This is a genomic window from Zooshikella sp. RANM57 (assembly GCF_050749885.1).
Lineage (GTDB): Bacteria > Pseudomonadota > Gammaproteobacteria > Pseudomonadales > Zooshikellaceae > Zooshikella.
The window spans coordinates 161,309-181,121 of the sequence record NZ_JBOIUB010000008.1 but is presented as its reverse complement, the minus strand read 5'-3'; the positions used below and the strand labels follow the sequence as shown (position 1 = coordinate 181,121).

General features: G+C 38.8%; 20 protein-coding genes. 15 read left to right on the top strand and 5 right to left on the bottom strand.

Features of this window, described 5'->3' with window-relative positions:
• Positions 1 to 215: 215 nt before the first annotated feature.
• The 5 genes from ACQ96U_RS17525 to ACQ96U_RS17505 form a co-directional block, all read right to left on the bottom strand.
• Positions 216 to 1,088 carry a ParB/RepB/Spo0J family partition protein gene (locus tag ACQ96U_RS17525; protein ID WP_431722560.1) on the bottom strand — a complete coding sequence of 291 codons (873 nt, stop codon included), beginning with the start codon at positions 1,086 to 1,088 and terminating at the stop codon, positions 216 to 218.
• A 35-nt stretch (positions 1,089 to 1,123) separates the two neighbouring features.
• On the bottom strand, positions 1,124 to 1,912 hold the full coding sequence (locus ACQ96U_RS17520; protein WP_431722559.1) for a ParA family protein: 789 nt from the start codon (positions 1,910 to 1,912) through the stop codon (positions 1,124 to 1,126).
• 25 nt (positions 1,913 to 1,937) lie between these two features.
• Positions 1,938 to 2,582 (bottom strand): 16S rRNA (guanine(527)-N(7))-methyltransferase RsmG, encoded by a 645-nt coding sequence (rsmG, locus tag ACQ96U_RS17515; RefSeq protein ID WP_431722558.1) that lies wholly within the window; start codon positions 2,580 to 2,582, stop codon positions 1,938 to 1,940.
• Positions 2,583 to 2,721: 139 nt separating this feature from the next.
• Positions 2,722 to 4,611, bottom strand: coding sequence for a tRNA uridine-5-carboxymethylaminomethyl(34) synthesis enzyme MnmG (gene mnmG / locus ACQ96U_RS17510; RefSeq protein ID WP_431722557.1), 1,890 nt, complete (start codon positions 4,609 to 4,611; stop codon positions 2,722 to 2,724).
• A 310-nt stretch (positions 4,612 to 4,921) separates the two neighbouring features.
• Complete coding sequence (locus tag ACQ96U_RS17505) at positions 4,922 to 5,536, bottom strand: flavin reductase family protein (RefSeq protein WP_431722556.1); 615 nt, start codon at positions 5,534 to 5,536, stop codon at positions 4,922 to 4,924.
• Between the two features lie 478 nt (positions 5,537 to 6,014).
• Here ACQ96U_RS17505 and ACQ96U_RS17500 point away from each other — a divergent pair, with 478 nt between their 5' ends.
• The 15 genes from ACQ96U_RS17500 (at position 6,015) to ACQ96U_RS17430 (ending at position 19,812) form a co-directional block, all read left to right on the top strand.
• Positions 6,015 to 7,976, top strand: coding sequence for a M4 family metallopeptidase (locus tag ACQ96U_RS17500; protein ID WP_431722555.1), 1,962 nt, complete (start codon positions 6,015 to 6,017; stop codon positions 7,974 to 7,976).
• A gap of 181 nt (positions 7,977 to 8,157) precedes the next feature.
• Positions 8,158 to 8,652: a hypothetical protein gene (locus tag ACQ96U_RS17495; protein WP_431722554.1), complete on the top strand. Its 495-nt coding sequence runs from the start codon at positions 8,158 to 8,160 to the stop codon at positions 8,650 to 8,652.
• Positions 8,653 to 9,174: 522 nt separating this feature from the next.
• Complete coding sequence (locus ACQ96U_RS17490) at positions 9,175 to 10,287, top strand: tetratricopeptide repeat protein (protein ID WP_431722553.1); 1,113 nt, start codon at positions 9,175 to 9,177, stop codon at positions 10,285 to 10,287.
• Between the two features lie 96 nt (positions 10,288 to 10,383).
• Complete coding sequence (fliQ, locus tag ACQ96U_RS17485) at positions 10,384 to 10,653, top strand: flagellar biosynthesis protein FliQ (RefSeq protein WP_431722552.1); 270 nt, start codon at positions 10,384 to 10,386, stop codon at positions 10,651 to 10,653.
• Between the two features lie 19 nt (positions 10,654 to 10,672).
• Entirely contained in the window at positions 10,673 to 11,434 is a 762-nt protein-coding gene (locus ACQ96U_RS17480) for a flagellar biosynthetic protein FliR (protein WP_431722551.1), read from the top strand.
• Positions 11,435 to 11,439: 5 nt separating this feature from the next.
• Positions 11,440 to 12,522: an EscU/YscU/HrcU family type III secretion system export apparatus switch protein gene (locus ACQ96U_RS17475; RefSeq protein ID WP_431722550.1), complete on the top strand. Its 1,083-nt coding sequence runs from the start codon at positions 11,440 to 11,442 to the stop codon at positions 12,520 to 12,522.
• A complete protein-coding gene (locus tag ACQ96U_RS17470; protein WP_431722549.1) occupies positions 12,519 to 14,582 on the top strand; it encodes a flagellar biosynthesis protein FlhA in 2,064 nt (687 codons plus the stop codon). Before ACQ96U_RS17475 ends, ACQ96U_RS17470 begins: the two co-directional genes overlap by 4 nt.
• Positions 14,583 to 14,648: 66 nt before the next feature.
• Positions 14,649 to 15,320 carry a flagellar basal body rod C-terminal domain-containing protein gene (locus ACQ96U_RS17465; protein WP_431722548.1) on the top strand — a complete coding sequence of 224 codons (672 nt, stop codon included), beginning with the start codon at positions 14,649 to 14,651 and terminating at the stop codon, positions 15,318 to 15,320.
• Between the two features lie 27 nt (positions 15,321 to 15,347).
• Entirely contained in the window at positions 15,348 to 16,106 is a 759-nt protein-coding gene (locus ACQ96U_RS17460; RefSeq protein WP_431722547.1) for a flagellar hook-basal body protein, read from the top strand.
• Positions 16,107 to 16,109: 3 nt separating this feature from the next.
• The gene (flgA, locus tag ACQ96U_RS17455) at positions 16,110 to 17,078 is read left to right on the top strand and encodes a flagellar basal body P-ring formation chaperone FlgA (protein WP_431722546.1); all 969 of its coding nucleotides are present in this window, start codon (positions 16,110 to 16,112) and stop codon (positions 17,076 to 17,078) included.
• Positions 17,079 to 17,080: 2 nt separating this feature from the next.
• On the top strand, positions 17,081 to 17,638 hold the full coding sequence (locus ACQ96U_RS17450) for a flagellar basal body L-ring protein FlgH (RefSeq protein WP_431722545.1): 558 nt from the start codon (positions 17,081 to 17,083) through the stop codon (positions 17,636 to 17,638).
• On the top strand, positions 17,639 to 18,751 hold the full coding sequence (locus tag ACQ96U_RS17445) for a flagellar basal body P-ring protein FlgI (RefSeq protein ID WP_431722544.1): 1,113 nt from the start codon (positions 17,639 to 17,641) through the stop codon (positions 18,749 to 18,751). It abuts the gene before it with no gap.
• 15 nt (positions 18,752 to 18,766) lie between these two features.
• Positions 18,767 to 19,150, top strand: coding sequence for a flagellar basal body rod protein FlgB (locus ACQ96U_RS17440; RefSeq protein WP_431722543.1), 384 nt, complete (start codon positions 18,767 to 18,769; stop codon positions 19,148 to 19,150).
• On the top strand, positions 19,150 to 19,524 hold the full coding sequence (locus tag ACQ96U_RS17435; RefSeq protein WP_431722542.1) for a flagellar basal body rod protein FlgC: 375 nt from the start codon (positions 19,150 to 19,152) through the stop codon (positions 19,522 to 19,524). The genes ACQ96U_RS17440 and ACQ96U_RS17435 overlap by 1 nt, the downstream gene beginning before the upstream one ends.
• A gap of 3 nt (positions 19,525 to 19,527) precedes the next feature.
• A complete protein-coding gene (locus ACQ96U_RS17430; RefSeq protein WP_431722541.1) occupies positions 19,528 to 19,812 on the top strand; it encodes a flagellar hook-basal body complex protein FliE in 285 nt (94 codons plus the stop codon).
• Position 19,813 lies beyond the last annotated feature (1 nt).

Genomic DNA, 19,813 nt, shown 5'->3' with positions numbered 1-19,813 from the left:
ACCAACTGACGTGTGCTACTCGCCTACAACTGTCCAACAAGGCCCCCTCGAGCTTACAAAAGGCCCCCTCGAGACCTCAAAACATTTTCAGTTAATTTTTGGGGCTTGAAGTATATTGGGAATGGCTCGAGTGTTCAACACTCATGCAGCTTAATGAACCAGGCTCATTAGTCAAATACACAAAACTTCGCAGATAACCTGCTGAAAAAGCTATCTTATTTAATGTGATCTAATACACCATCTAATTCATCAAGACTGTTGTATTTGATGATGAGCTTTCCTTTTCCTTTAGCTGTATGTTGGATGACAACAGGTGCACCCAACTTCTCACCTAAATCATCTTCCAACTTTTTAATATCAGGATCAATAGGCGTACTTTTATTGTCTTTTACTTTTTTATCTGCCTGAATATGACGCACTAAAGATTCAGTTTGTCTGACAGAAAGTCCTTTTGCAACAACACTTTTTGCTGTTTCTGTTTGAGTAGACTTGGGTAAGCCTAAAAGCGCTTTAGCATGGCCCATATCCAGATCACCATGCTCCAACATCGTTTTGATGTCATCACTTAACGTCATCAAACGAAGCAAGTTTGTGATGGCAACACGAGATTTACCAACGGCATCAGCCACCTGCTGCTGAGTCAATCCAAACTCTTGCTGCAGACGCTGTAAAGCAATGGCTTCTTCAATGGGATTTAAGTCCTCACGCTGAATATTTTCAATCAGCGCCATCGCAATAGCCGCTTCATCTGGCACTTCACGTACCACTGCAGGTATGGTATCTAAACCCGCTAACTGGCTCGCACGCCAGCGCCGCTCCCCAGCAATAATCTCATATTGATCAGTACCCATTGGCCTTACAACAATAGGTTGCATCACCCCCTGGGCTTTAATAGAACTTGCCAGTTCCTCTAAGGCATCAGGGTGCATATCCCGCCGAGGCTGGTAACGCCCCCGCTGAATAAATTCAACAGGAAGATGCATAAGCTCTTTTTCTTGTTGCTCGCTACTTTGATCAGGCTCGTTATAAGATGAACCTCCCAGCAGAGCATCTAGGCCTCGGCCCAAACCACGCTTTTTAGCTGCCATAGGAAATAATCAACTTTGTCCAAGGGTTAGAATACTTATGCAGACTCTTGTTTAAGCGGTGTTTCCTGGCGTCGAAGCATTTCCCCAGCCAAGGCAAGATAAGCAACCGCCCCACGAGATGCTTTGTCATACGCCAGTGCGGGCATACCAAAACTAGGCGCTTCCGCCAAGCGAATATTACGAGGTATTACTGTGCGATAAACTTTATCACCAAAATGATTAACCAGCTGTGATGATACTTCATTTGCCAAACTTGTACGCGGGTCATACATAGTACGTAACAAGCCTTCTATTTTTAGATTGGCATTTAAAACACGACTAATTCGTTGAATCGTATCAAGTAAAGCGGTTAGCCCTTCCAACGCATAATACTCACACTGCATAGGAATAATAACACCATTAGCCGCAGCCAGGGCATTGACGGTTAACATATTCAATGATGGAGGACAGTCAATAATGATATAGTCGTATTTAGACGCAGCCTTTGCCAATGCATAGCTGAGTCGCTTTTCTTTATTCGGAAGCTCCAACAGTTGTACTTCAGCAGCAGTCAAATCACCATTCGCGGGTAATAAGTCAAATCCACCAGATTCACTTTTTACCAGTGCATCCACCACTTCTTTTTGCCCTGTTAACACATCATAAACAGATGCCGACAGTGTTTGTTTATTAACCCCACTGCCCATGGTTGCATTTCCCTGGGGGTCAAGATCAACGAGAAGTACACGGCGTTTGGTGGCTACTAAAGATGCAGCCAGATTGACGCAAGTGGTTGTCTTACCCACCCCGCCCTTTTGGTTGGTCACTGCAAGTATTTTCGCCACCTTGGATGTCCCTCAGCTGACTTAATTAAATAGGTTTATTGCTTATTTTAATGAGGTGACGCTGCGCATCACACCCAGGGACAGACAATTGATAAGCTTCAATTTGTTCTGCCATTTTAGAATCAAGTTGTGCTATTTCTGCCTCCGGGTAGAGTCCTTTCATCGCTAAAAAACAACCCTCATCGGCACATAAATGATGTGTATTTTGTAACATATCACATAGTGAGGCAAAAGCCCGTGACACAATTATGTCAAATGTCTGCTCCACCTCAAACTCTTCTGCTCTAGACTGCACAACTATAACGTTATCCAATTCTAACTGAATTTTTGCCTGGGTTAAAAAACGGGTTTTTTTACCATTGCTATCCAATAATGTGAACTGCTTTTCAGGAAAAAAAAGCGCTAGCGGTATACCTGGTAAACCTGGGCCAGTTCCTACATCAAGAATGTGATCTTTATCGATATACGGTGTAACACTTAGGCTATCCAACAAGTGTCGCTTAACCATGGTGTTGGGGTCACGAATTGCTGTGAGGTTGTAAGCCTGATTCCATTTGACGAGTAACCCCAAGTACGTCATCAACGCATCAATTTGATCCGTCGCCAGCGTCAAGCCCATCTGTTTTATACCATTGACCAGGAGTAAACGTTGTGATTCCACCATACTCATATTACTTATCATTAAATGGGTTTTACATAATACAGCAACTTAAAACTGAGAAGGTTAAAAGTAAAACCAAGACTGTTACCAAAATATTGATAACAGCCTTAACCTCTCGTAAAAGTCAAATGAAGGATAGATATAGTGATTAAGCTGACTTCTCGTTCAGCAATGAGCGCTTCTTTAGATGCACAATCAGTAAAGAAACAGCTGCAGGCGTAACACCTGATATACGTGATGCCTGCCCAAGCGTTTCAGGCTTATGTGTAATCAGCTTTTGCTTTATTTCATTTGATAGACCAGAAATATTGTCATAATCCAAGTCAGCAGGTAAACGCGTCTCTTCATGACGACGCAATTTAGTTATTTCGTTTTCCTGGCGAGCGATATAACCTTCATACTTAACTTGAATTTCAACTTGCTCTGCAACCTGGCCGTCACTGGATACAGGCTCACCTACAAGACCAGCAATTTGCTCATAACTCACTTCAGGCCGACGCAACAGCTCAAGCAAATTGTACTCATGAGTGATCGGACTGGTAATGATTTTATTAAGCTGCTCAGCGACAACAGAACCTGGTTGTACCCACGAAGTTTTTAATCGTTCCTGCTCTTTTGCAATAGCTTCTTGCTTAGCAGAAAAAACTTCCCAACGATGGTCATCCACGAGTCCTAGCTCACGCCCTTTTTCTGTTAACCGTAAATCAGCATTATCTTCTCGTAAAATGAGTCGATATTCAGCTCGACTCGTAAACATTCGATAGGGCTCACGGGTTCCATGAGTGATTAGGTCATCCACAAGCACCCCAATATAAGCCTCATCTCGACGTGGACACCATGCTTCTTTTTCTTGAGCTCTGCGTGCCGCATTCAACCCCGCTAAAAGCCCTTGAGCAGCCGCTTCTTCATAACCTGTAGTGCCGTTGATCTGCCCAGCAAAGAACAACCCTTGGATAAACTTGGTTTCTAAAGAGCTCTGCAAATCTCTTGGATCAAAGAAGTCATACTCGATGGCGTAGCCAGGGCGGGTAATATGTGCATTTTCAAAGCCTTTGATTGAACGAACTAAAGCAAGCTGCACATCAAAGGGCAAGCTGGTAGAAATACCATTCGGGTAAAGTTCATGGGTGGTCAGTCCTTCAGGCTCAACAAATACCTGATGAGAAGACTTATCCGCAAAACGCATAATTTTATCTTCGATTGAAGGACAATAACGTGGCCCAATCCCTTCGATGACACCGGTATACATCGGTGAACGATCCAACCCGCTCCGAATAATTTCATGGGTTTGCTCATTTGTATGCGCAATAAAGCAGTTAACTTGCTGTGGATGGTCAGTGACGTTGCCCAAAAATGACATGACTGGCAATGGCGTATCACCAGGCTGTGGCGTCATGACAGAAAAATCAACTGAACGTGCATCAATACGAGGGGGTGTCCCTGTTTTCAGACGCTCTACGCGGAAAGGTAATGCCCTTAAACGCTTTGCCAAAGCAATGGAGGGTTGATCACCAGCTCTACCACCAGAATGGTTTTCCAGACCAATGTGAATAACGCCACCTAAAAAGGTACCCGCTGTAATGACCACGCTAGGCGCATAAAACTTCAGCCCCATCTGGGTAATCACACCTTCCACTTTCTCTTGATGAACAATAAGGTCATCAACCGCTTGTTGGAAAATATCAAGGTTGGGCTGGTTTTCCAGCATATGTCTAATGGCAGCTTTATAAAGAATACGATCGGCTTGTGCACGTGTAGCCCGAACAGCTGGCCCTTTTCGGGAGTTAAGAATACGAAATTGAATCCCTGCCCGATCGGTTGCTTGAGCCATTGCTCCACCCAGGGCATCCACTTCTTTTACCAGGTGACTTTTCCCAATGCCCCCAATGGCGGGATTACAGGACATTTGTCCCAGTGTCTCAATATTGTGTGTTAACAGTAATGTTTTAACGCCCATGCGTGCCGCAGCCAATGCAGCTTCAGTACCTGCATGACCACCACCCACTACAATCACATCATAGCGTGTCGGAAAATCCACAATCTCTAACCTCGATCTTTAGCAACATTAACTGCTAGCAAGAACTATATAGCACATGGACCCTTCGCAATCTTCAGCGTGTCATGCCAACACTTTACACACTAATAAGGCCAAACCAGTGCTTGCTGCAAAATCCGCTAATTATAAAAGGAAACCGTAGAAAAATAACTAGATATTTAGCGAGGAAAGCACCTTTTATCATTCTCTCTATGATGATTTTGCTATAAGTTAAAAAGGCTTAATCAGCTTTTGCTGGCTACAGTTTGCTTTTGTAGTTACTCTGCTTTGAAACGAATTAAGCAAGAAAAGCTTACTTTGGTCTTGGAATACTGATCACTTTACCCATAACAGCATACTCACTACTCCCTAAACGAGCTAAAGGGTCAACTCGAAGCGCATCAATCTTACTACGCCCCTTTGCATCTTTTGACATGACTTCATCACTGACAAAAAGCTGATGAACCTCTGCATAGATCACTCTTTGTTGATTTTGACCCAGCTCATGCACCTGATAAAAGCTGCACGCCATTGCTATGTCACAACACGCTAATCTAGGAATATCGAAGCCCTCAAACGCTACAAGCTCCAACCCTAACTCATCAACTTCAGAAGTTTCTGCTGGAAGGGTTTTTGAAGAGGCGGTAACCAGTTGTGCCAAATGACTGTTAGCAATGTGAATCACAAACTTTTTGCGAGCCAGTAAATTCGTACTGGTATCTTTATGTTCACCATCAGGTTTTTTACCTACAGATAACATGACAAGCGGTGGATCACTACAAATCGCATTAAAATAAGAAAAAGGAGCCAGGTTGTAACCTCCCGACTCACTCACAGAAAGTACCCACGCAATAGGCCTTGGTACAATACTCTGTGTCATCCACTGATAAGTTTGATTTGGTGTTAGGGTTGAAAAGTCAATCAGCATTGTGTCCCTCTTCTACATCTAATCATCTCGTTTACATCAACTGTTTTACATCACTCTTAGACCGTGAATAACCAAAAATCATAAAGACCACAGGTGTCAAAAATATCCACATTACTCGCCAGCTTAACCCATTATGTGACGAGGTAAATATCTCCTGTCTTATTTTTTGTCATTATTAAAACTCAAATATGCTTGTCCCCCATTCAACTCGCTTACCTTCATTTAGAACCAAGCGTGTTGAAAATGGAAAAGAAGAAAACAATTTTTATAACGTTAATTTTCAGTAAAAGTTTCAATGCGTTTGTCAGTTATGCCAAATGACTATGCCGGTACTGCCGGGCAATTTACTTTATTTAAACGGTTATAAGTCGACGTAAAAGGGTAATAGACGTTACCAACTTAAGTAGAACTAAAACACACAAAAACCGTTAGTAAACCTCATCTGTTGGCATAGATGGTAAACACCTGAGGAGTAAACATGAGCCGAAATAGCCTTAAAATTATGTTGTGTGCTGGCGCTATCAGCTCACTTGCTGCATTTCCACTAACAGCGTTAGCCGCACAAATTGTCAATCTGGAACAAGAAACCGAATTTCAGGCATTTCGAACAATAGCCCCCCTTCATGAAGTTTTAAGTCTTAGATCTGAAAAAGACATCAAGCCTGTTGCCAGTATGAAGCTGGCTAATGGGGCTACAAAAACTAAGTACCAGCAGTTATATCAAGGTGTACCTGTTTATGGTCAGTCTTTTGTTGCAGCAAAAAATAAGCAGGAGATTTATAGTGACTTAAGTGGTTTCATTGTCCAAGGTCTTTCGAACGATAACCTAAATACGTCACCTAGCTTATCAAGTGAAGATGCGTTGCAAATTGCACTCAATGCCAAAGGTTTCAGCCAAAGCAATACTCAAGTTGAGCATCATAACAGCCAACTGTATGTGTATGCAGAAAACCCAGATCAACCCCGCTTAGTTTATGAAATCTCATATTTCACCCATAATTCAGAAGGTCCAACACGCCCTTTTTACATCATTGATGCACATACTGGAGAAGTTATTGAGCAATGGGAAGGCTTGAACTTTCAGAAAGCAACGGGTCCAGGGGGCAACCCAAATACGGGTAAATACCAGTATGGTACTGACTACCCGAATCTAGAAGTAGATAGCCAGTGCCGTATGAGTACAGAGTATGTCGAAACCCAGGATATGGGTAATAGACAAAGTGGAGGTCGTGTTCATCAATTCAACTGCCCTGAAAATACAGCACGAGAATCAAATGGTGGTTACTCCCCACTAAATGACGCTCATCACTTTGGACATATCGTGTTCCGCATGTACCAAGATTGGTATCAAACCAAACCACTACCCTTTAAATTAACCATGCGCGCTCATTACGGACGTAATTATGACAATGCCTTCTGGGATGGCCGTGCCATGACATTTGGTGATGGTGGCAGTGTATTTTACCCACTGACAACACTTGATATCGCAGCTCACGAAGTAAGCCATGGCGTCACATCAAATAACTCAAATCTCGCCTATCGAAGCCAATCTGGAGGCATTAATGAAGCATTCTCTGACATGGCAGGAGAAACAGCAGAATACTACAACTTTAAAAAAGTAGACTGGATCATTGGTGCTCAAGCAACCAAAAACAAACGCGGCATTCGTAACTTCAAAAAGCCAAGTGATCATCGAGGCTCCATTGATCATGCAAAAGACTATCGTGAAGGAATGGATGTACACAACTCCTCAGGTGTATATAACCGTGCTTTTTATAACTTGGCGACAACAGATGGCTGGAACATTAAACATGCCTTTGAAATCTTTTTAATTGCCAACAAAATGTATTGGAAATCGAACACTAATTTTGAACAGGGTTCATGTGATGTTATGCGGGCCGCAAAAGATAAAAACTGGTCAGTTGGCGATGTAAAAGCTGCCTTTAAAGTTGTTGGTTTAGGTAATAACTGTAATGTAGCAGATGGTGGTGATAAGCCTGATGATTCAAGCAATCCTAATCCAAACCCTAACCCAAATCCCAATCCTAACCCCAATCCAAACCCAGGTAGTGACTACAAGGTACTTGCTAATGCTCAAGATGCATGTCTAAGTTCAAGTAGCGATATTGTTAATGCGCCTTCTTGTAGCTCAAACAGTGCAAAATGGCTTATTGACAACAACGGGTTAGTTCATCCATCCACAGCACCAGAAAAATGTTTACAAATGCCTTCTTGGTATAGTGGTAAAAACCAAGCCAAAATTGGTAACTGTGATGCCAAGCAACTAAACCAACGCTGGGTCTTATCCGCAGGAAAAATTAAAAACCTAGCTTACCCTACTTTATTTATCACACACTTTGAAAAATACGGTGAATGGGTAGGTGTTTGGAATAATGAGTCAGAGTGGAAAGGACAACAGTGGAACTGGAAAAACAAATAACCCTTTCTGCTAATTAATACATCTGATTAAGCCCGCTTTCTTGCGGGCTTTTTATTCAGAATATTTTACACTTAGCGCTTTCGCCCAAACCCAACTTATTGATTATTAGCAATTATTCCAAATTGGCACTGGTTTTGTACTTTAAATAGAACGATCTTATCAATGCGTGGAGGACAGGCTGGTGCAAAATCCAAAATTTTTTCAATACTCCCGAAGCCCTCACGATCAACAAGAAATTATTCTGGAAGATTTCTTAGGAAATAAACAAATCTTTGAGATAAGTTCATTCTCATTCAGTTGCGAATGCACCGACCAGGACTTTGCTGCAAACACATTCGACTTAACCATTAGACAATTTTTTATTCAAGCAGAATTACGCTCTTCTGACGTATTCTCTCTCGGCGAGATAATGGTGATTACACTGCATCCAGCGCATAGAATGCTAACTATTTATCCAGAACAGTTGCATAATTTCTCCATACCAAATTATATTTGGTTAAATCTAAACTTACAGTTACCCACTTCTCCCAGTCAATCTGAACGACACGGTTATTTAATTGCCACGACCATTGATAATATTCATTCTACACCTTTAACATCTATGCTAATGGTGCGTAATAATGGAAAATTACTGTTAGTTAAAAGTCGTCAGCGTAATTGGATTTCTACAAACTAATCACTTTACTGATGTAAAAGCTATTATTAGAAAACACCGTAGTTGATCTAATATCAGCTATAAACAACTAAGAAATTAAAATTTTATTTTAAGTTACGCATTACATAAACAATCTAAACCTATTAATGACTTGGAGCAATAAAATAAGCAAATACAATTGCATAGTATAGTTATACTTCAAGTCTAGTTATTTATTAAATCACCCCATTGCACAGCCAGTTCTTATGGTATCAGTAACTGCAAGCGCAAAGGTACCATATATCTTCACTTAGCCCACTGTTTAATACTAGCTACCTATAAGCTACCACAGACAGAAGCAAGCAGTTATTTATATCTACTCCCCCCTTCTAATTAATATCTTCTATGGAACTTTTGTTTGAAATATCACCATTCTTATGATAAAAACTGCACACAATACATTTAGGCTATATTGACAACCTCTATTTAAAAAGAGTGAGTAAACAAACATAAACTGTTTACTAATTCTCTTATAACACTTAGCTCCATGAGCAGTAATCAATCATGACCAACTCTCTTCAAGATGCCATTAAGCAATACATTGGATACTTATCTTATGATCCAAATAATACGCTTATTATGCGGAAGTTAGTGGAGCTTTACCTTGAAGCAAATACCCCTCAGAAAGCACAAGAAATTATAAGCACTATCACTGAAAGTGAAGACATCCACTTAATAATTGCAAAGGCAGCACTCGCCTCCTATCAAGGTCATGATGAACAGGTTGTGGCTCTACTGCAACAACACCAAGATGTCCATGAAGAAGCTGTTATTTATTTGCTTGCTTTAGCTTATATTCGCCTTAACCAAGGTGACAATGCGCTTATTACACTGCAAGTAATGCCTGTAGAACAAATGAGCACGCATACGCGTTTATTATTTGCCAGAGCATTACATAATCAAGGTGAAGTACAAAAGGCAATCTCTGTGCTTGCAGAGGACAACACAAATGCAGAATGCGTGGGTTACTTAGCACTTCTATATTGGGATATTGAAGACTTTGAAACCGCCTATTCACTTGCTGACACAGCCCTTACGATTAACCCTAAGCAGCTTGAAGCGAATATTGTAAAAGGGTTCCAGCTTTTATCAGCTGATAAACTATTAGATGCCCAAGCAACGTTTAACCAAGTACTAAAACTCAAACCAAAAAGTGGAAGGGCATGGCTTGGTACTGGGCTTATTTGTATGCAACAAAATGACCTTAATCAAGCAATAACAGCGCTCCGCAATACAACTCAGTATATGCCTAATCACCCTGGAAGTTGGAATACGCTTACATGGTGCTTAATCATCAATAACCAAATTGATGAAGCAGAGCAAGCAGCACATGAAGGATTGGCTATCTCGCCCGCTTTTTCTGAGTCCCAAGGTATGATGGCTATCGTACTTTGTTTTCAAAATCGTTTTGATGAAGCTAAAACTTACTATCGAAAAGCGCTGTTACTGAATGCAGACTCACTCGCAGGCCTTTATGCAAAATACTTAATTTTGGCGCGCTTAAATCCTGAAGAAGCAAAAGACACGCTCGACCAGTTAATGAATATTTCTATTACTGAGCAAGTTACGGTTGGTTCTGTTCTGAAAAAAAATATAAACCGCCAACAAAAGCACTAAACAAAATACTCCTTTTTTTAAAAAGATGTAAACCACCTAAACTCATTGTGTTAGGTATTGCACTAATACAAACCCAGTATAGATAATTTTAAGTCCATGAATCTTGATATAGCAAACTCGTTATTGGATAGCATGCTATGGAACACCGCAAAAGTAGCTGCACCCGTTCTGATAACCAGCTTAGTGGTTGGCTTAATAATAAGTATTTTTCAAGTAATTACCCAAATTCAGGAAATGACACTGACATTTGTGCCTAAAATGCTTGCAATCTTAGGTGTTCTTTTTATTTTTGGCCCATGGATATTAACAACTATATCAAGTTATGCAACAGCCCTATTTAGTGAAATACCAAGTTACATAGGCTAGAAATACGATTCTGTAAAAAATGGTAATTAACTTTGATGTTACTTGGCTATATGCCTTAATACTGACAACAACAAGAATTGGGATTGTATTATTTTCACTTTTTCATGCTGGAGGTATAAAGCTACCTTGGCTAATCAAAGGTATTCTGGCGATTACCCTTGGTTTTATTCTATTACCATTTGTTGATCAATCTGTTCAACTGGACCATTTAGAAATTATTTTTCTAACGCTTCTTGTTATTAAAGAAGTGATTCTTGGTATACTGTTAGCAACAGGGATATATTTTGTTTTCGGAGCCATTAACCTGGCAGGTCGGGTTATTGATACTCAAACAGGTATTAATGCTATGGCAGCATTTGATCCTCATTCTCAATCAATGTCAGGATTTGCTTCTCAATTACTTCGCCTCCTGGCATTAGCGGTCTTCTTTTTTACAAATCAACATCATAACCTGTTATATATGTTGGCTTTTTCTTTACAAAAACTAAATCCACTTCAGTTTTATGAAATAAATGTAGCTCACGCGGTTCAATTTCTGCCAAATATATTCTTATTCGGTATAAGACTCGCAGCACCTATTATTGCACTTATATTTATTGGGGATATAATATTCAGTTTGTTATCGAAAACAATGCCGCAACTTAACGTATACTTTCTTACACTCCCAATCAAAATCTTACTAGGACTAATGTTGCTGATCTATCTTCTACCATCACTCACAAATCTAAATATAGATATTTTAGGTTCACTCGTTGATTTTTGGCAGTCACTACTTAGTTAAACTTCATGTCTAGCAGCACTTCTGAAAAAACAGAACAACCTACCCAGTTTCGCCTTCAAGAAGCAAGGAAAAAAGGTCAGTTAGCAAAAAGTATGGAGGTAACAGGTTTAGTCGTTATATCCGTATTTGTCTTAGTAATCAGCAGCTATGGAATTAAAAGTATAATAGAAATAGCAAAGTTAACACAAAATACTCTTGATCTAGCAGAATTTGCCTCAGATAAAAAAGTTGTACTTGATGGAATTAAAGATTCGTTCACTTTAATGTGTAGTATGCTTTTCACGTTAAGTGCCATTGCAGTAATATCAGGTATACTTGGCAATGTATTACAAACAGGCATAGTCTTTTCTTCTGAGCCACTTAAGTGGGATATACAAAAAATAAATCCTATAAAAGGTTTCAAAAAGCTATTTTCAATTAAGAGTTTATTTGATCTGTTAAAGTCAGTCATAAAGATAGTCATTCTCATTATCGTTCTTTATTTATACAGCGAAGACATTGTAAGCACTGTCATTAGGTTACATCATCAAGAGTTATTTCAAGGAATGATTTCAGTACTGCAGATATTATCCAAGGTATGTATCACTGTTATATCCTTGCTTTTAGCATTATCTTTGCTTGACTACCTGTTCACTCGAAAACAATACATCAAACAACTTAAAATGACGAAACAAGAAGTTAAGGATGAATATAAACGACGCGAAGGTGACCCTTTAATCAAGCAAAAGCGTAAAGAAATCCAAAACAAACTTCGCCAACAAACTGATGGCTTAAATAACGTCAAAAGCAGCGATGTAGTGATTACAAATCCAACCCATATTGCAGTTGCAATCAGCTACCAACGTAATAAAATGGACGCCCCTAAAGTGGTCGCAATGGGAGCAGATCATCTTGCAAAACAAATTCGCTACGAAGCAGCAAAGGCTAATGTTCCAATTATTGAAAAACCTTCCCTTGCTCGCACTTTATACAAAAAAGCCGTCATTAATAGTACAATCCCAGAGTCAACATTTTTAGATATTGCAATTATACTCCACAAAATTTATCAGCAAAGAAGTTCCCTTGCCAAGGCTGAATATAACGAATGAAGTCAATAACAATTAAAGATTTGTTAGGTTCACAAAGTGAACTACTGCTTGTGGTTGCTGTTGTTGGCATCCTTCTTGTGCTTTTTACTCCAGTTCCAGCTGTTGTTCTTGATATACTACTTATTACTAATTTCAGCTTTGCACTCCTTATCCTATTAGTTACTTTTTATATTGATCGGCCAGTAGACTTTTCAACCTTTCCATCACTACTGCTAATAGCAACACTATTTCGATTAGCATTAAATATATCAGCAACCCGCCTCATTTTAAGTGATGGAGATGCCGGACAAGTCATTAATGCAATAGGAGAATATGTCGTTGGTGGTAACTATATTATTGGTTTAGTCATATTTTTTATTCTGATTGTTGTGCAATATGTCGTAGTCACTAATGGTGCTCAACGTGTTGCAGAAGTTGCTGCTCGTTTTACACTTGACAGTTTACCAGGGAAGCAAATGAGTATTGATGCTGAACTGAACATGGGCATTATTAGTGAGCAAGAAGCGAGAAAAAAGCGCTCTGACTTAGAAAGAGAAGCAAACTTTTATGGTGCAATGGATGGTGCCAGTAAGTTCGTAAAAGGAGACGCTATTGCAGGGATTATCATCGTTTTGATTGACATTATTGGCGGATTATCCGTAGGTATTGGCCAAAATGGTTTATCCTGGTCTGCAGCATTACATACCTATACATTAATGACGGTAGGTGATGGGCTTGTAACACAAATACCTGCTTTAATCCTTTCCACAGGAACAGGGATTATTGTTACACGCGCAGCAAGTGATTCTTTTCTTGGCCAGGAAGTTAGCCGACAAGTCACACGTTATCCAAAAAGTTTAATTCTGGTTGCATTAGCACTATTTTGCATTATGTTCACCAAAGGAATTCCTTGGTTGCCTGTATTTGCTGTGCTGATTGTGGTCTGCTTATTAATTTATAAAGCGCTTAATGCGCATCGCCAAAATGAAGCAGAAGAAAATATAGCTCAACAAGATAATCAGCAAAGTGAAGGCGACACTTTATATAACCAACTCGCTATAAGCCCTATTGAACTCTCTTTGGGAAAGCATCTTGCTGATCGTTTTAGTACAGAAAACAGCCTGTTATCAGAAAAAATCAAATCGTTCAGAAAGCAATATGCCATGGAAAGTGGCCTTGTGATTCCGAAAGTGAAAATGATTGCAGACAGCAAGCTCACAGAGAATCACTACGAAATTAGAATTCATGGATCAAGGGTTGATAGTAATAACTGTTACTTAGATAGATATTTAGCTATTTCTACACAATCAGATATAGCATTAGAAGGCATAAAAGATAAAGACCCTTCTTATCAACTTCCTGCGGTGTGGATAACTCATGATCAAACAAGTATTGCTAAACAGCAAATGTGTACTGTTGTTGACTCAACAACAGTTATATTTACGCACTTTTGTGAGGTTATAAGAAGACATGCAGATGAATTACTGACTCGAAGTGAGGTTGAGAAGCTATTAATGCCCATAAAACAGCTTCATACCTCTCTCTATGAAGAAGTCATTCCTAACATGCTTTCCCTCACAGATGTTCAGAAAGTATTACAGCGTCTTGTTAAAGAAAGTGTAAGCATAAGAAATATGGAGCTTATTTTAGAAGCGTTAGCAGATCATGGTAAAGTAACAAAAGATCCCGTATTTCTAAGTGAGTCTATCAGACAAAATATGGGGAGAAACATTTGTGAGTCTTTTCTTGATGATAATAATACCCTACATGTGATGTCACTATCACCGAAGCTAGAGCAACAGCTTGTTTCACAACTTCAACCCAACACTGAGCAGACAACAAATATTCATCTTGATCCACTGTTAACTGAAAGACTCGTTATAGCAATTGCAAATACTGCAGAACAAATGGCGATGAATAATTTAAAACCCGTACTGTTATGTTCTGCCGTATTAAGGCCACATTTAAAACTACTCACTGAGAGAACACTAAAACATTTAACGATACTCTCTATACAAGAAATACCTTCTGTCATTGCAATCACATCTTTTTCAACCGTGAGTATTCAAGAGTCATCGTAAGTGATTTGATTATATTTATTTTCATGCAGTGCTTTGAATGAGCATAGTTTTGTAAAAGGTTTAAACATGTCAGATTTGATGAGTGTCCTCAATATTTCAGCCAGTCAGGATCTACAATCACTAAACAATATTACTCATAACCTGGCTAATACGAATACCAATGCCTATAAACGGTGGGTAAATGTCAACAAAGGCCTTACATCAACAAATGCATCTTCAATGGACTTATCAACAGGAAGTCTTCACCGTACTAACCGTTATAAAGACATTGCATTAAAAGGAAGTGGGTTCTTCATTGTAAAGCAAAATGGCCAAACTTACTTAACCCGTCGAGGTGAGTTAGAAGTCAGTAAAGAAGGATATTTAACATTATCTTCAGGTGAACGTCTTCAGGGACAAAGTGGTGATATTATACTAGAGCCTAAAAATTTCAGTGTTGATCAACATGGCAACATCATTCAAGATAATGTAGTTAAAGATTCAATCCAAGTAGTTAATGCAAAATTGACTGGAGATCATTATCTTGGTAATGGCTTATTTCGTAATGAAAATACGACTCCAGTACAGCAACAAGATAAAGATATTATCCAACAACATTTAGAGTCGTCTAATGCAGTAGCAATGGATGAAATGGTTAACCTTATAAATTTAAATAGACATTATGAATCTATTTTTCAGGTGGCCAACGGTTACAACAGCTTACTCGAAAAAACAATTTCTGATTTGGGCGACTTTTAATATAAGTTTTTTATTAGGTGTAAGGTAATGATTGACGCAATACATATTGCTGCCAGTGGTATGCACGCAGAGCAAAAAGCGCTGGATGTTATTGCAAATAACTTAGCTAACTTAAATACAACGGCATACAAAAAAGGACGTTTGACATTTAATGAAGTGATGCAACTTCAACAAGTTGATCAATACACCCACCAACCAATACGTCAAGGCGCAGGTGTAACCTTCAACCAAGCATCAGTACAGTTTGATAGTGGAGACCTAAAACCAACAAATCGTGATCTTGATGTTGCGATTGCAGGAGACGGTTTTTTGGAGGTGGAATTAACGAGTGGTGAGTTAGCGTATACTCGAAATGGTTCATTAAGATTAGATCAAGACGGCTTCTTAATCAGTCAACAAGGTAATTTACTTGCAGACAGAATTCAAGTGCCAACGGATGCCAAAAGTCTTACTATTAATGAAGCAGGCGAAGTAAGTGCGCAAGTTGGATATGAAAGTATCCCTCTAGGCTCCATACAAGTAGTTAAGTTTGCCAATCCAGAAGCATTAGATGCTGTTGGAAACAGTATATACCTTGCAAATGAACAGTCAGGAACACCCTTTTATCTTACTGCGGGAGAAAGTGGCGCAGGAAAAATCCAACAAGGGTTTTTAGAGTCATCAAATGTAGATCTCACAGAAGAACTAATGCAGCTTACCCTGGCACAACGCGGTTATGAGGTTAAAGCGCAAATTATTCGTGCCGCTGACGATATTATGCGAATTACCAATAGTTTAAGATCCTAGAGTATGACAAAGAATAAGCTACTATCTGTAGTTATTATTATTCTACTGATACGACCTATTCTTGCTAGAGAAGCATTAGGAGGTACAATATTTGAGTTACCTCCTGCAGTTACTGTACAAAATACAAATCCAACTCTCGGTGAAATAGTTAAACTTACATCCACTACAGAATCACCAAAAAAGATAGCCAAAGCTTTAAATCAGAAAATTATCTTAGGGTTAGAGCCTGCTGATGACAAAGTACTGACTAAAAATCTATTAGAGCGTAACTTAGCTTTAGTGTTAAATGAGTTTTATATTCGAGGCTTTGACTCAGTAAAAGTTACTCGTAAAGGCTATATTGTGCCTATAAAAAAACTCCTAACCCAAACTAAGCACTTTCTGAAGCTTCAGCTATCTCCACTTGCTGAAGAAGTCATCATCAAACCAGTTAGTGATATACCTGAGGTATATATAAATGCACAGCACTATCATTTAAGCTTTAAAAGAAATAGTGCCAGCCAATTCCTAAAGCGTACTTGTGTATGGGTAACTATTAAAACCAATACAAGTATAAAATCCGTTCCTATCTGGTTTGATGTAACTTTAAAACAACATGCTTGGGTTTTATCTCAATCACAACAAGCAAATAGTCACTTCCATCACTCCCAAGTTACTTCTCAACGCATTGACATAGCGAAATACCCTATTACAAAGTTGGTAAAAAATCCGCAAAAGCTTAAACACCGATATAAACGTAACTTACCTACAGGAACTGTATTACTGACAACTCACATTGAGGAGTTACCTACAGTTGAAAAAAATGCAGTAATAATAGCGCAAGTTACGCATAACGGTATAACCATCAGAACTCAGGTCAAAGCGCTTCAAGATGGTAATATTAATCAAAGAATTAAATTACAATCATTGAGTTCAGGTGAGTTTTTTTATGGTATAGTAGCCAACACTAACATGATTCATGTAACAAACTAAAAATGAGAAAGCTTACACTTATACTATTAACGAGTTGTATTGTTTATGGACAAGCGACTGCCACGTCTCTTTATTCTGAAGAAACATATCAGTCGTTAATCGAAGACCCTATTGCCAAAAAAGTAGGTGATAGTGTAACGGTTTTAATTGTTGAAAAATCTTCAGCGGCAACTAACAATCAAAGCAATAATGATCAACGCTTAAATGTAGGTGGCAAGTTTTCCACTTCAACACGAGATGAAAAAGCTAATCTAGGACTAAATTTCGGGTATGACGGTACAGATACTTCAACTCGTTACGGTAAGCTTCAAGCACAAATAACAGTAGATATTATCGAAAAAGATAGACTAGGTAGATTAAGACTGGAAGGTAAACAAAAAATTTTGATCGATGGCGAAGAACAGTTTATATCTGTTAAAGGTTGGGTTAGACCTGAACACATAGACCAAAATAATAATATCTTATCTACTCGAATTAGCCAGGCTGATATTGAATACACTGGCTTCGATAACGATGAGCCCGGCTTTTTCACTCGATTTTTTTCATGGTTAGGCTTTTAAATGAAGCAGTTTGTAATCGTCCTTACAATGCTACTTGCATTAACAGCACATGCTACCCCTATTCAACTTAAAAATCTTGTTAGAATTGAAGGTATTCGTGAAAATGCTTTAACTGGCTATGGCATTGTAGTTGGGCTAGCAGGTACTGGTGATAGTAGACGCAGTCAAGCCACTGTCCATTCTATTGCAAATGCCTTACTTCGCTTTGGCATACGTGTTAGTGATTCCGACATAAGTAGCCGTAATGTTGCCGCCGTTATGGTAACCACCAAGCTTCCAGCCTTTGCGAATAAAGGTGATAAATTAGATGTCAACATATCTTCAATAGGAGATGCAAGAAGTCTGGTTGGTGGAACTTTATTACTTGCACCTTTAAGAGGGGCTGATAGTAAAATTTATGGTTTAGCCCAAGGCCCTGTTTCAGTAGGTGGTTTTAAATATGATCTATACGGCAATGTCATTCAAAAAAATCACCCAACGGTAGCAAGCATTCCTGATGGACTTACCGTTGAAAAAGCGGTAGCAAACAACATTGTCAATCATAATGGAGAAATTACTCTTTTACTCAAAGAGCCAGACTTTACAACTGCTGCTCGCATAAAACAAAAACTAAGAAAACAACTAAAGGGGGTTCAGGTTAGAGCGATCAGTCCAGGTAAAATTATTATTAGTCAGAATAACCAGTATGATTATGTTGATCTAATCGCTACAATAGAACACCTTACAATTATTCCCGATAATGTTGCAAAAATTATCGTTAATGAGCGAACAGGTACAGTGGTATCTGGAAGTAATGTTGTAATTGATAGTGTTACTGTATCTCATGGTAACATTGAGCTTTCAATTACTACCGATTATATAACGTCACAACCTAATATAAATATTCAAGCTAACATCAATTCATCTTCTGGTATAAATACTACCGTTGTGCCTGATACTCAAATTGAAGTTAGAGAAGATGTTGTCACAGCTATTTCAATGCCATCAGGTACAACGGTTGGCAATTTAGTTTCAGCATTACGTAAAATACGTGTTAGTACACGGGACTTAATATCTATCTTGCAAGCAATTAAGTCTTCTGGTGCTTTACATGCCGAACTTGTCATAAAATAGCGGAGCAAATATTTTATGAGTTTCTTACTAGAAACAACGACTGTAGGCCTTCTTAATAAGTTTTTAGAAGGAACACTGTTCGAGCACAAGCTAATTGCAAACAATATTGCTAATATTGATACCCAAGGTTATAAAACACAAACTATTAAGACCAATAATAAGTTTACTGCGCTTATTGATAGCTTAGAGAATACGCAATCATCAGCAAGTACGATAAATACTATTAAAAACTGGGTTCCGGAACAAAATATACAAACAGACGCTACTGCGAACAAAATAGAGCTTGAAAAAGAACTTGCGAAACTGTCTAAAAATGTTATTCACTATCAAGCCATTCTTTCAGCCAAAAGTAAACTAAACAATATGCTAACGCTGGCAATAAAGGAAGGTAAATCATAATGGATAGCTTCTCCTTAAGCGAAGTAGGTATGTCACTACAAAAACAGCAATTAAATCTTATTGCACAAAACATTGCTCATGCAAATACTGTCGCCAAACCAGGAGAAAGCTATAGAGCTTTAGAGCTAGTAGTGAGCAATCCATCACAACCATTGAATATAGGCCCAGCGCAAATAAAAGAAATAAAAGCACAACCTATAAGAACATTTGATCCAAACCACCCCTTAGCAAATAGGGATGGTTTTATAGAGCGGCCAAATATTAATATGGCTGATCAAATGATGAAAATGATGATGGCAACACGTGCTTATGAAGCAAACTTAAGTGTTTTTAATGCCAGTAAAAAAATGGCACAACTTGTACTAGAAAGGTAGCCTGTGGATATTGAAGCAATAGAGGCTATTAACAGCCTTCATCATAGTCAACGTCATCAAGCTAAAACAGTCAGTGGCTTTGATACTATTATGGAACAAATTAATGCATTAGATCAGCAATACAAGACTGCTGAGTCAAGTGCGCTTAATATGGCATCAGGTGATATCGACAATCTACATCAAGTTATGCAACAGCTGGATAAAGCAACTCGTAATCTGAACTTGGCTATTCAAGTCAGAAACAAGTGTATTGAAGGGTTGCAAGAAATAATGCGTTTACAAGTTTAAA

Bases quoted from the DNA above. Each gene is read 5' to 3' on its own strand.
- ACQ96U_RS17525 (WP_431722560.1), bottom strand. From the start codon at position 1,088: ATGGCAGCTAAAAAGCGTGGTTTGGGCCGAGGCCTAGATGCTCTGCTG.
- rsmG (WP_431722558.1), bottom strand. From the start codon at position 2,582: ATGAGTATGGTGGAATCACAACGTTTACTCCTGGTCAATGGTATAAAA.
- ACQ96U_RS17505 (WP_431722556.1), bottom strand. From the start codon at position 5,536: ATGCTGATTGACTTTTCAACCCTAACACCAAATCAAACTTATCAGTGG.
- ACQ96U_RS17500 (WP_431722555.1), top strand. From the start codon at position 6,015: ATGAGCCGAAATAGCCTTAAAATTATGTTGTGTGCTGGCGCTATCAGC.
- ACQ96U_RS17490 (WP_431722553.1), top strand. From the start codon at position 9,175: ATGACCAACTCTCTTCAAGATGCCATTAAGCAATACATTGGATACTTA.
- fliQ (WP_431722552.1), top strand. From the start codon at position 10,384: ATGAATCTTGATATAGCAAACTCGTTATTGGATAGCATGCTATGGAAC.
- ACQ96U_RS17480 (WP_431722551.1), top strand. From the start codon at position 10,673: ATGGTAATTAACTTTGATGTTACTTGGCTATATGCCTTAATACTGACA.
- ACQ96U_RS17475 (WP_431722550.1), top strand. From the start codon at position 11,440: ATGTCTAGCAGCACTTCTGAAAAAACAGAACAACCTACCCAGTTTCGC.
- ACQ96U_RS17470 (WP_431722549.1), top strand. From the start codon at position 12,519: ATGAAGTCAATAACAATTAAAGATTTGTTAGGTTCACAAAGTGAACTA.
- ACQ96U_RS17465 (WP_431722548.1), top strand. From the start codon at position 14,649: ATGTCAGATTTGATGAGTGTCCTCAATATTTCAGCCAGTCAGGATCTA.
- ACQ96U_RS17460 (WP_431722547.1), top strand. From the start codon at position 15,348: ATGATTGACGCAATACATATTGCTGCCAGTGGTATGCACGCAGAGCAA.
- flgA (WP_431722546.1), top strand. From the start codon at position 16,110: ATGACAAAGAATAAGCTACTATCTGTAGTTATTATTATTCTACTGATA.
- ACQ96U_RS17450 (WP_431722545.1), top strand. From the start codon at position 17,081: ATGAGAAAGCTTACACTTATACTATTAACGAGTTGTATTGTTTATGGA.
- ACQ96U_RS17445 (WP_431722544.1), top strand. From the start codon at position 17,639: ATGAAGCAGTTTGTAATCGTCCTTACAATGCTACTTGCATTAACAGCA.
- ACQ96U_RS17440 (WP_431722543.1), top strand. From the start codon at position 18,767: ATGAGTTTCTTACTAGAAACAACGACTGTAGGCCTTCTTAATAAGTTT.
- ACQ96U_RS17435 (WP_431722542.1), top strand. From the start codon at position 19,150: ATGGATAGCTTCTCCTTAAGCGAAGTAGGTATGTCACTACAAAAACAG.